The 12555-nt window shown below is 39.9% G+C and carries 11 protein-coding genes; 10 read left to right on the top strand and 1 reads right to left on the bottom strand.

Features of this window, described 5'->3' with window-relative positions; all coding sequences use genetic code 11:
* The first annotated feature begins 99 nt into the window (after positions 1-99).
* From F6K53_RS26405 to F6K53_RS26360, 9 genes are all read left to right on the top strand, one after another.
* Positions 100-2481 (top strand): hypothetical protein, encoded by a 2382-nt coding sequence (locus F6K53_RS26405; protein ID WP_293069473.1) that lies wholly within the window; start codon positions 100-102, stop codon positions 2479-2481.
* Positions 2482-2702: 221 nt separating this feature from the next.
* Positions 2703-2942: a hypothetical protein gene (locus tag F6K53_RS26400; protein WP_293026180.1), complete on the top strand. Its 240-nt coding sequence runs from the start codon at positions 2703-2705 to the stop codon at positions 2940-2942.
* A complete protein-coding gene (locus F6K53_RS26395) occupies positions 2929-3387 on the top strand; it encodes a PIN domain-containing protein (RefSeq protein ID WP_293026182.1) in 459 nt (152 codons plus the stop codon). The genes F6K53_RS26400 and F6K53_RS26395 overlap by 14 nt, the downstream gene beginning before the upstream one ends.
* Positions 3388-3460: 73 nt before the next feature.
* Positions 3461-4012 carry a Uma2 family endonuclease gene (locus tag F6K53_RS26390; RefSeq protein WP_293026184.1) on the top strand — a complete coding sequence of 184 codons (552 nt, stop codon included), beginning with the start codon at positions 3461-3463 and terminating at the stop codon, positions 4010-4012.
* 324 nt (positions 4013-4336) lie between these two features.
* On the top strand, positions 4337-4579 hold the full coding sequence (locus tag F6K53_RS26385) for a hypothetical protein (RefSeq protein WP_293026186.1): 243 nt from the start codon (positions 4337-4339) through the stop codon (positions 4577-4579).
* A gap of 112 nt (positions 4580-4691) precedes the next feature.
* Positions 4692-4886: a hypothetical protein gene (locus F6K53_RS26380; RefSeq protein WP_293026188.1), complete on the top strand. Its 195-nt coding sequence runs from the start codon at positions 4692-4694 to the stop codon at positions 4884-4886.
* A gap of 288 nt (positions 4887-5174) precedes the next feature.
* Positions 5175-7298, top strand: coding sequence for a hypothetical protein (locus F6K53_RS26370; protein ID WP_293082678.1), 2124 nt, complete (start codon positions 5175-5177; stop codon positions 7296-7298).
* 11 nt (positions 7299-7309) lie between these two features.
* Positions 7310-10303 carry a contractile injection system tape measure protein gene (locus F6K53_RS26365; protein WP_293082676.1) on the top strand — a complete coding sequence of 998 codons (2994 nt, stop codon included), beginning with the start codon at positions 7310-7312 and terminating at the stop codon, positions 10301-10303.
* Between the two features lie 438 nt (positions 10304-10741).
* Positions 10742-10867, top strand: a complete 126-nt coding sequence (locus F6K53_RS26360) for a hypothetical protein (RefSeq protein WP_293069465.1) — start codon at positions 10742-10744, stop codon at positions 10865-10867.
* On the opposite strand, the gene F6K53_RS26355 is transcribed toward F6K53_RS26360, so the two are convergent.
* The gene (locus F6K53_RS26355) at positions 10864-12204 is read right to left on the bottom strand and encodes a TldD/PmbA family protein (protein WP_293061412.1); all 1341 of its coding nucleotides are present in this window, start codon (positions 12202-12204) and stop codon (positions 10864-10866) included. The two genes, F6K53_RS26360 and F6K53_RS26355, sit on opposite strands and share 4 nt — an antisense overlap.
* Positions 12205-12247: 43 nt before the next feature.
* Between F6K53_RS26355 and F6K53_RS26350 the strand changes: the two genes are divergently transcribed.
* Complete coding sequence (locus tag F6K53_RS26350; RefSeq protein WP_293069463.1) at positions 12248-12445, top strand: hypothetical protein; 198 nt, start codon at positions 12248-12250, stop codon at positions 12443-12445.
* Positions 12446-12555 lie beyond the last annotated feature (110 nt).

The raw sequence follows: 12555 nt of genomic DNA, 5'->3' as shown, positions 1-12555 counted from the left end.
ATAAAGCCAAAAATAAACATCTACACAAAAGGGTGGACTGAATAGGCTTGAGCCGGATGAGTGTGAAAGTCTCAAGTCCGGTTCTTAGGGGAGGAGGAGATGGTAACATCTCCTGCCTTACCCGCCACCATTCAATTGCGAGAATCGACCGCAGCAAACTGGGGTTTTGACCTTAAGTACATTGGGAATCCAGACAACAAATTCTATATAGAAAGCTATAGCGACTGCGTTTCAAAAGGAAAACATTTAACCATTGATAGAGAATCAGGCAATGTGGGGATTGGGACGACCTGTCCAGATGCCAAACTAGAAGTTAAGGGAAATTTAAAGCTATGCTACGGAGTAGCGGTGAATGCATTTTCTTGTGATGGTACTCTCGAAGGTTGTAGCGATCTGGCCATACCAACGGAAAAAGCAATTAAAACCTATGCCGATACTAAAGCACTTCTCAATGGTTCTCCGAGTGAGAATTTTTCAACCAAAAACCTAACTGTAAATGGAGTAATTAAACCAAGTGCGGGTAATAAAAAAAACAACGGTATTTTCTTTACTAAAGAACCGGATTATGGGAGTAAAGATGCTGCCTGGATCAGGTATTACCGTTGTGGAAATTCAGGAGAAAATACGACACTGGAGATTGGAACATCTAATGATTGTGACGATCATATTGTCTTAATGCCTGGAAAGGGCAATGTGGGGATTGGGACGACAAATCCAAGGGCTAAACTCTCTATAAATGGCGGTTTGCACGTTGGTGGTGATTGCGAGCCAGGGAATAACAACCTACTGGTAGATGGGCGTACAACCACAAAGGAATTATCTGTCTCAGGAAGTCTTAGCTTTGATACACCGACAAGACAGATAATTAACATGTGTAATAATAATTACGGGATAGGGATACAGGATAGCACTCAATATTTCCGCACTGACAATAATTTTGCTTGGTACAAAGGTGGTACTCATGATAAAAATGAACTGAACCCTGGTACTGACGGAACAGTACAGATGGTTATCAAAGATTGCCATGTGGGGATTGGGACGATAGATCCAGGGGCAAAACTAGAAGTGAAGGGCAATCTCAAGCTACTAAAGGGAGTAGCGGTGAATGAATTTTCTTGTGATTGTACTCTCGAAGATAATAGCGATTGTGCAATACCAACGGAGAAAGCAATTAAAACCTATGCCGATACTAAAGCGCTTCTCCATGGTTCTGTGAGTCAGGATTTTTCAGCAAAAAACCTAACTGTCAATGGAGCGATACAACTAAGTTGTGGTGATACTGCCTGGATCAGATATTACCGTCGAGGAGGTGAACCAGAGGCAAGGACACTGGAGATTGGAACATCTAATCATTGTGACGATCATATTGTCTTAATGCCTGGGAAAGGCAATGTGGGGATTGGGACGAGCAATCCAACTCACAAGTTTCATGTCCTAGGATCAGATGCAGTAGGCTTATTTCAATCTTGCACTAACCTAGCCGTCTTAGAACTTTCCACCAACGAAGGATTGAATAATCGGGTAGAAATTGCCAATAAACCTGGTGGGCGATTGAGCTTTTCTACAGCAGAAGCGTGTGATGTATTCAACGTCACCAAAGATGGTAATGTGGGGATTGGGACGACAAATCCAGGGGCAAAACTAGAAGTGAAGGGCAATCTTAAGCTACAACAGGGAGTAGCGGTGAATGAATTTTCTTGTGATTGTACTCTCGAAGGTAATAGCGATTGTGCAATACCAACGGAGAAAGCAATTAAAACCTATGTAGACACAAAAACACGTTTTTCTGGTTCTGCGAGTCAGGAGCTTTCAGTAAAAAACCTAACTGTAACTGGAGCGATACAACTAAGTTGTGGTGATGCTGCCTGGATCAGATATTACCGTGGAGGATGCGAACCAGAGGCAAAGACACTGGAGATTGGAACATCTAATCATTGTCACGATCATATTGCCTTAATGCCTGGAAAGGGCAATGTGGGGATTGGTACGGATAGTCCAGAGGCAAAGCTGGATGTGTTAGGAAAAATTAAAGGTGGCGGGGTTTTGGCTGGAATATGGGCAGCCCAACCAGAGACTGATGTTTCTATCACATGCGCGGGGTGGGAAGATGTTTCCGATACATCAGTTACTTTCACCCTAGATAGAAAAGCAATAATTTTTTGTACCTATTCAATTAATGTCCAACCAGAGGGGAATTGTAAAGGTCGTAATCTCGTTGCAACAAGGCTAGTCGTGGACGGTAATGGCTGTCCCCAATCTGGTTCGCACTTTCAAGCCCATAGCTCTAATCATCCTAATGTGAATTTGAATGGCAATCTCGTCTTGCCGCTTGGGACAGGTGAGCATACCGTTAAGCTCCAGTCGAAGAAAGTTGGCGACAATGTGGCAAGGTGGAATAGCAACCCATCATGCCTAGATGGCTTCGGTGGCGGAAGAACACTTGTGGTCATGGCATTTTACTTACCAATAATAGGTGTTTAGTGCGATCGCCGATATTGTAGGGTGCGTTAGCGGTAGCGTAACGCACCATCTCCAAATTTCAACCGAACCTGAATCTAAAAATTAAAGGAACATGAAACAACAACTGGAGAAACGTCTAGCCGAACTCAAAACAGTTGGTAGGCACTGCCCACCCTACATGAACCAAGTGAGATCGCTCATGCTATAATCAAAACACCTAATAGTAAACGAGGAAAATTGTAATGAAAAATAAAGTCATAGATGTGACAGATCTAAGTCCGAAACAGATTGCTATGCTTGAAGAAATTATTGCTGCTTTTAAGGCGGTTTCTCAACAGAATAGTTTTTCACAAGATATAAGTAAAAAAGAAGACAAAGAGAAAGAAGACTTGAAGCAACTTCATCAAGAGTTTGATTGGTTGGTTGCTGACCTTGGTGTAAAAGAACCACTTACTAGAAGTAATGTCTATGGCATCGAATAAGAAAATAAAACGGTATTTAGACACTAACATTCTGGTATATTCAATTGATTTAAGTAAGGATAATAGGCAAAAACATCGGGCAGCTTTAGAAATTTTAAGACCTAGTCAAAGAGAAGTTATCTGTCTGTCTTCTCAGGTAATTGCCGAGTTTTATGCTGTTGTTACTAGTTCCAAATCTGTAGCCAATCCTCTGACTACTCAAGAGACAATAATGCGGATTGAAAGATTTATGCAAATGCCCAATATAGAACTTCTCTCCATGTCAGATAATATCTTTAAGGAATGGTTTGAATTGCTCAAAATAAACCCTGTAAAGGGGGCTAGAGTATTTGATTTAATGCACCTGGCAATTATGATATCCCATGGAGTAACCAGTATTTATACGTTTAATGAAGATGATTTTAATTGGCATCCTGAAATTGAGGTGATTGTGCCAAGTTATTAAATAATGTTCGTAAAACCTTACTCCCCATCCAAGGAGCAATTCCAAAAGAGCCATCTTTAATTAGAGTAGAGCAATGATTACCTTAGCTAAATGGTCAATTGAAGACTATCATCACATGATTGCAGCAGGTATCCTCAGTGAGCGTCATGTGGAATTACTAGAGGGAAAAATTATTGAAATGTCACCAGAGGGACCATTGCATCGGAAAATCAACGATTCTATGGCAGACTATTTACGGGAAAAGCTCCGGGGACGCGCTAAAATCTACGAAGCACATCCGGTTTCCCTTCCTGATTCAGAACCTGAACCAGATATTGCTGTTGTTAAATTGCCAGTTTCCTTGTATGACAATCGTCACCCTTCTGCCGAGGAAATTTACTTATTGATAGAAATATCTGACACTACCTTGGAAAAAGACTTAGAACAGAAGCGAATTGCCTATGCTCGTGCTGGCATTTTAGAATACTGGGTTGTAGATTTAAAAGCTCAACAACTGATCGTGTTTCAGCAACCATCAGGGGATAGTTATCAAATCAAACAAACCAAAGCCTATGGAACTTTATATCCAGTTGCTTTTCCCCATGTTGAAGTGTCAGTGGAAAAGTTATTATCAAAAACTATCTGAAATATAGCAATTATCATAGCTATGAGATATACAATTTATGGATTGTAGGGAACAGGGAACAGGGAACAGGGAACAGGGAAGACAGAAGAGGGAATAGGGAAGAGGGATGCGCTGCATCAAGATAGGGAATCAACGTCAAAGAAGACTGTACCTCATAACTGCGAGAAACGCTATAATATACTATAGCGGTTTTAATAGTAACGAAGTACAGAGGATTTTTTCCCTCTTCTTTATTCCCTACTCCCTACTCCCTAAAACCCAATAATTTGCACCTCACCCAATTAAAAACTGCTGTATTGTAACCGATCATCCTCAACAAGGAACATGAAAGAACAACTAGAAAAACGCCTAACCCAACTAAAAGCCGAATTTGAATCAGGACAAAAAGTACTCGCCGATTTAGAAGCCAAACAAGCCAATGTCCGTGAAACCTTACTCCGCATCCAAGGAGCAATTCAGGTATTGGAAGAAGAGCTAGCTAAACATAATGGTGCTACCTCGAAATCAGACAATTTGCAAGGATTAGAAACGGAGGCTTTAGCAACACACCCTCAGAACAAGGATTAAATGCTGTAGGATGAGGGATGAAGAGATTTTAGAGATTTCTGTGAGCGAAACCGTCTACATTGAAACCAGTATAATAGGAGTTATCCACTATTTGATTAATGGGAGAATAAAAATGTGGAGAGATGAAATTCTAGAAGAGATCTACAGAATTCGAGAGGAACACGCTAGAACTTTCAATTACGATTTGAAAGCCATCTGTGATGACTTACGGAAACGACAAACGGCAAGCAACAGAAAAATTATTTCCAAACCCCTTAGGCGACCGGATTTACCTTTAATGTCCCAAGAAGGCTCACGCTCTATCTGATAGGAAAGCATAGTCGATTGCAGCTCAGGCTGTGCAATAGCATCAACAAAAACCCAGAAAGCAAAAAAATGGCTTATGCCTTCCCATTATTGCGCTGTAGCTACCCTGCGGGAAGCTGCTCAACGAGCATCATAGGTACACGCTCCATTGTACCTGATATAGCGGTCTTCAAATGGGCACGAATTCCCTGTTCCCTGTCCCCAACTTCTGTAAGAAGCTACTATCATGACTGAAAACCTTACCATCTCCAACGCCCCCCCAGAACATCCTGGCATGAATTTCGCTTTATTGCGACAAGAAGGAATCAAGCACATCGAACGCCTAGGGGGGAAACTGTGGACAGACTACAATACCCACGATCCCGGTATTACTATCCTAGAACAACTTTGCTATGCCATCACGGATTTAAGCTATCGCCTTGACTTCGAGATGAAAGACTTGCTTGCGCCTGCTCCTGGAGAAAAAACTGGAGAAAACAGGAAACAGTTTTTCACAGCCAGAGAAATCCTCACCGTTAATCCCCTCACAATTAATGATTATCGCAAACTGCTAATCGACATTGATGGTGTTAAAAATGCATGGGTTAAACCCATTAAGAATTCACAACCCCCAATTTATTACGATTCGCTTCTTCATACCTTAACTTTTGAAGCTTCTAAACGCACTAAGCAAGTCAACTTAAATGGAATTTATCGGGTACTAATCGAAAAAGAAAAAAATGTCTCTGACGAAGCGAGTCTCATCGAAAAAGTAAAATCTAAACTTAATCAGCATCGAAATTTGTGTGAAGATTTTGCTTCAGTCGAAATTTTACCCATTGAAGAAATCACCATCAACAAAGCCGAGATTGAGATTGAAGAAGGATTTGATGTGAATGAATTAATGGCACAGATATATTTGGACTTAGATAATTTTATTTCTCCTCACCTACAATTTTTTACCTTAAAAGAACTACTGGAGCAAGGCAAAACTCCTGAAGCTATTTTTGATGGTGTTCCCCTGGAACATGGCTTCATTGACGATGAAAAACTTGATAGTTTTATCAAGAAAAACCAACTGCACACCTCTGACATAATTCGGATTATTTTAGATATTCCAGGGATAAAAACTGTTAGAATAATTACTATTTCAAGCGACAAGTCATCAGAATCAGAAGAATGGGCGTTAGCATTAGATCCTAATCTAACACCCCAACTCAAAGATATAGATGGCTTGACAAGTAACATTACCTTTTATAAAGGACAAATTCCGTGCAATCCGAACCTGGCTAAAGCTAAAACTAATCTGGAATCATTACAACAAAAAAATACCCAAACACCATCAACTACACAAAGAAAAGATATCCCCATCCCAGTGGGACAATACCGAGAATTATCTGACTATGAATCAATCCAAAATGATTTTCCTGCTACTTACGGTATTGGAGAAATAGGTTTACCGGCTTCCGCATCTCCCAAACGCAAGGCTCAAGCCAAGCAGCTACAAGCTTATTTAATGTTTTTTGACCAACTTTTAGCTAACTATTTTGCTCAATTAGACCATGCTAAAGATTTATTCTCTTTTCAAACTAAGAACAAGAAAACCTACTTTTACCAGGAACTTTATCCCATTCCAGGTGCGCCAGAAATCCTAAACCTTGAGCAAAATTTACCAGAAGATAAAAATGATATTGATAAGATAAGAATAAACCGTTTCCTGGATCATTTAATGGCACAGTTTTGTGAAAAGTTCACAGATTATTCTTTACTTTTATATGAATCAATTCTGGATGAAAAACTGATTGATGATAAAATTAGTTTCTTACAAAATTATCCCCAAATTAGCGCCGGGAGGGGTAAAGCCTTTAATTACACTGATTCCAGTCAGGTTTGGGATACAGAAAACGTATCGGGACTAAAACAAAGAATTTGTAGTTTACTAGGAATTCCTTACCATCGAAAAACTTTGGCTCTCTGCAATGAATCGGATGAAACCGAAGGTTTCCATATAGTCGAACATATTTTACTTCGTCCTCGCAGCAGTAACGACCCCGACTCAGACGAGAATTTTTCAGAATTTAAATCAAACACAGATTCAAACACAGATTCAAACACAATAGATCCTTACTCTTTCCAAATCAGTTTTGTATTCCCTGATTGGCTGCCTCGCTTTCAAGAAGAAAACTTTAAACAGCTAATTTATAACATTATCATTGCCGAAATACCCGCCCATATAACTCCTTATTGCCACTGGTTAGACAAACCTAATATGATAAAATTTGAAAATGCCTACCAGCTCTGGCTAAATACAAAAATGGATAAAAATTCAACTAATAACCTGATCGAATTTTTGGTAAATGGTAGTATTTCAACTCTACCATTTAATGTTTTAGGATATATGACTATCGGCACAGATTTTGAAGTTATTTGTTAAAGCCTTTGGAAGTGAACCAACAACGACATATTATCAAAAAACAGATTATAGAACTTAATTTAAGTTCACAGCAAGGTGCTTTTGAACTGCAAAATGAGGTAAGTAGACTATATCGCTATAAAGTCCTCCCCCTGATTGATAATTTATTTAATCAGTTCAGCGATTTAGATACAATACATCGAATTAATACCCTAGAAATAGACCTAGGCAATATCGATATCAATAATCTAGAACAGGAATTGATTGACAAAATTATAGCACAAATTCAACAGCAATTAGAAGAACAAATTAGCCACTCAAGTTCCAGTTTGTCAACACAGCCACAACCTAATACTGAGTTGGGTGAGTCTTCACCACTGCTTGCTAGAACAGAGGGAGAGACGGGGGAAAATATAGAAGTAAATAAAATTACCTCTGTAAGTGCAACTCGCTATCAAAGACTATCTGATCAAATTTGCAAATCAGAGATTGCTAGTAAAAGAGCTTTACAACTAGAGGTTTTTAGCTACTTTATCCAAACAGGTATGCTACCGTGGTGGGCAGAAAACTTAAGTAAACAAGAGCTAGAAGACTATTGCGATCGCCTGATCACCAATTCCCCAAATCAGGTAAAATATATTGTTCAGCAAAGCCTAAAAAATTCCAAGCAATTGCAGCGCCTTATTTACCAATTTTCGGATTCAATACTTCTCAAAATAGCCGGATTGTTGACTGGGGATTCAGTCCCGTTTATTGCCGACTATAATACAGACATCAAACCTGTCTTGGAACAGCTAGAGCAGACGAGAAATATTCCGGCAGCCAAATTGCGATTAGAAATATGGCAAGGAATACTTTTCAGTATCTCCTCAAATAGTAATACTCAAGTAGATAAGCTCAAGTTAATCCAAGAAAATTTATTACACATTGCCACCAGTAATCGGATTAACTATCCTGAGTTTTTAAAGAATCTTGTTGCCAAGATAGAGCATCTAGTCAGAGAAGGAAAAGGATTTAAAAGCACACTTCCAGAAATCTTAGATAAAATCCAAATCCCTGGCCAAGATGCACAGTTGATTAGAGCAGAAGAAAGAGCTTCACAACTAGAGATTTTTAGCAACTTTATTCAAACAGGTATACTCTCCGAAAACTTAAGTAAACAACAACTAGAACAATATTGCGATCGCCTGATCACCAATTCCCCAAATCAGGTAAAATATATTGTTCAGCAAAGCCTAAAAAATTCCAAGCAATTGCAGCGGCTTATTTACCAATTTTCGGATTCAATACTTCTCAAAATAGCCGGATTGTTGACTGGGGATTCAGTCCCGTTTATTGCCGACTATAATACAGACATCAAACCTGTCTTGGAACAGCTAGAGCAGACCAGAAATATTCCGGAAGCCAAATTGAGATTGGAGAGATGGCAAGGAATACTTTTCAGTATCTCCTCAGAGAGTAAGACTCAAGTAGATAAGTTCAAGTTAATCGAAGACAATTTATTACATATTGCCAGCAGTAATCGGATTAACTATCCTGAGTTTTTAAAGAATATTGTTGCTAAGATAGAGCATCTAGTCAGAGAAGGAAAAGGATTTAAAAGTCAACTGACAGAAATCTTAGATAGAATCCAAATCCCCAGCCAAGATACACAGTTGATTAGAGCAGAAGAAAGAGCTTCACAACTAGAGATTTTTAGCAACTTTATTCAAACAGGTATACTCTCCGAAAACTTAAGTAAACAACAACTAGAACAATATTGCGATCGCCTGATCACCAATTCCCCAAATCAGGTAAAATATATTGTTCAGCAAAGCCTAAAAAATTCCAAGCAATTGCAGCGCCTTATTTACCAATTTTCCGATTCAATACTTCTCAAAATAGCCAGATTGTTTACTGGGGATTCAGTCCCGTTTATTGCCGACTATAATACAGACATCAAACCTGTCTTGGAACAGCTAGAGCAGACGAGAAATATTCCGGCAGCCAAATTGAGATTGGAGATATGGCAAGGACTATTGTTCAGCCTCTCTTCAGATAGTAAGACTAAACTAGATAAACTCAAATTAGTCCAAGACAATTTATTACATATTGCCACTAGTAATCGGATTAACTATCCTGAGTTTTTAAAGAATATTGTTGCTAAGATAGAGCATCTAGTCAGACAAGGAAAAGGATTTAAAAGCCGACTTCCAGAAATCTTAGATAGAATCCAAATCCCTAGCCAAGAGACACAGTTTATTAAAGAAAGGGAACAACTGGAACACCTATTAAGGGAATTGCAACACCTTGATTTCAATAGCCAGATCTTACCCCAACATAAACAGCAAATTAATCAACTTAAGACTGAAATAGAAATATTACTAAATGAAATCAATAATCCTGCCCAAGTCCAAAGGTCATCAGACCTGATTACACGCTTCAAACAACTACAGAAAAGTATTCAAACTCTTAAACTCAACATCCAACAAGAACTCAAGTCTAATCAAACCAGATTTCCAGATGTTGTCAATACTTTTAGTGACTCTGATGAAATCTATATTTATAATGCAGGATTAATTTTGCTATGGCCATTTCTGACTCGCTTCTTTGTCAAAATAGGATTGGTACAAGATAAGATTTTTATTAATACCATATCTGCTGAACGAGCAGCCCTTTTACTCCAGTATTTAGTTGATAACTCAACAGAAATACCAGAACACAGTTTACCTCTTAATAAAATACTATGCGGTATAGATTTATTAGAACCTATAGACACCAATTTAGAAATCACCCCACAAGAACGAGCAGAATGTGAAAACTTATTATATGCTGTGATTCAAAATTGGTCTATTTTGAAAAATACATCAATAGAAGGATTTAGAACAGCTTTTTTGCAGAGAAACGGTATGGTGAGAGTTCGTGATGGTAGTTGGCTGCTACAGGTTGAACGTGAAACTTACGATATTTTACTAGATAGAATTCCTTGGAGCATACGAGTTGTTAAGCTGCCGTGGATGGATAATATTTTATATGTAGAGTGGTAAGCTGTAGGGAACAGCGGATCTGGGAATAGGTAATATCAAGTCTGCTTGAATACCCATAATTAAGGAGAGGGTGGGGAGATGGGGAGATGGGGAGATGGGGAGATGGGGAGATGGGGAGATGGGGAGATAGGGAGATGGGGAGATGGGGAGATGGGGAGATGGGGAGATGGGGAGATGGGGAGATAGGGAGATAGGGAGATTTTTATTAAGGGTAATTATCCTGACATGATATAATAACCAATTTAAATGCGCGACAGGTTAGCCGGGGAGTTAATCTAAAAAAATAAGCATTCAGCTATCAGCTGAATGCTTAAAAAAGTTACTAATTTTTCAGTTTTATCAATCAACCGTCAACCGTCAACCTCTTAACCGTCAACCTTCAACCTTCAACCTTGGCCAAAAGGCCACGCTACGCGAACAACCTCTTAACCTTCAACCTTGGCCAAAAGGCCACGCTACGCGAACAACCTCTTAACCTTCAACCTTCAACCTTCAACCTTCAACCAAATAACCTTGGCCTTTCGGCCACGCTACGCGAACAACCTTTTAACATTAAACCCTTAATCCCCAGTAATGGACAAACCATCAACCCAGATTTTTGGACACACTCCACCAGAGGTAAACTCAGGCTCTTTTTCCACATAAATAATGGATTTCAGCAGTTCCCGAAAATCTCCGGCTACGGTTGCGGAATCAATACTAGTTAATTCTCCTTTATTCACCATCCAACCATCAAAGGGTAGAGAAAAGGAACCTTCGAGTGCTTTAACTCCCGCATGAAGCGCATTCACCTCATCAATCCAAATCACATTTTCGGCTTGCTCCAAGCTGTATTCTTGTTCAGCAGATTGACCAGGAAAAACATGATAGAAATTAGGGCTAACTGTAACTTTTGCCCCCATATTGGCATGACCTGTTGGTTTAGCATTCAGGCGTTTGGCGCTGCCAGCACTGTGCAGAAAATTGCTTAACACCCCTTCTGTAATTATCGGTACTCGACGAGTAGGTGTTCCTTCTCCATCAAAATAGACCGGTGCCACATTCTTTGGATGTAGCTCATCATCACAGACAGAAAGCAAAGGAGAAGCAATTGGAGTACCTAGAGACTCTGGAGTCGAGAGGCTTTGCTTGTCTAGAATATTCTGAGCATTAAATAAATTAGAAAAAGCATTCAGTAGACTCAGGAAAGCTTCGGGAGAGAACACTACCCGATATTTTCCGGACTTAACTTTCTCATAGTTCAAGTGACTGATGGTTTTCTCAGCAGCTTCTTGCAGACAAGTCTGAATATCCAGAGTTTCCAAACCTTGACTAATCTTATAGGCACCAGCACTACGGGGCTTTTTCCCTTCTTCCTCAGTTTTGGTATAAAGATAAATGGAAGCCGAGGAGCTAGCTTGCTGGCGCAATGCCCCATCACTATTGAGATAAAAGCGCTCAACATCCCGTTGAGATAGTCCATTGTAAGGAACTCCGGCAATAGCTGAGTGAGCGTCCAGTAACTTTTTCTCTGAATCCAGTAGGGTTTCTACTAATTTAGATACTGGCTGTTGAGGCACTTGATTATTGGGAATCTCTGGAATCGATACTGTTGACTCAGGGCTAAAGTCTGGGGCGTTTTCCTTCACCCCAAAACTACTCGCCTCATAAGCGGTTTTTAAGGCTAGTTCCAACCCAGTTGGGTTGGTATCGGTAGTTGAAGTAATGCCTACTTTCTGGTCTTGATTCCAAACCCGTACAGTTACACCAGAGCGATTAGATGCCTCAACCTGTTTTGGCTCACCCTGGTCTACTTGAACACCAGCTTCATCCACTGCAGAGCCATAAATATCGAATTTTTCAATTCCCAGGCGTTTTGCGATCGCAATCGCCGAATCAGCTATCTCATTAATCTTGGTCATCTTATCTTAGAATGTGAATATTGGATTAACAAAAAAAAGAGCGATGATATCAAATCCGGTTAATCGCTTCGGATGTAAGCTATCAGCTATCAGCTATCAGCGAACAGCGATTAGCGCTACGCGCACGCTACTTGAGGTGCTAGCAGGCGCTTTAACTGCACGGGGTCGGATCAGTAAAAAGAGCAGGGATTTTCAACCAGCCGTACCAGCACCCCCCAGCTGGTTTACTACCGACCGTTGATTAACTGACGGCTGATGACTGTTCGCGCAGCGTGCGCGTAGCGCATTAGCTGAATGCTTACGATAAGTCTTTAACCGGAGATGATAGTCTAACACTAGTCCCAAAGCCTG

This window comes from Moorena sp. SIO4A1 (assembly GCF_010672065.1).
Classification (GTDB): domain Bacteria; phylum Cyanobacteriota; class Cyanobacteriia; order Cyanobacteriales; family Coleofasciculaceae; genus Moorena.
Note: the sequence above shows the minus strand (reverse complement) of the source record. Positions and strands in the feature narration are given on the sequence as shown.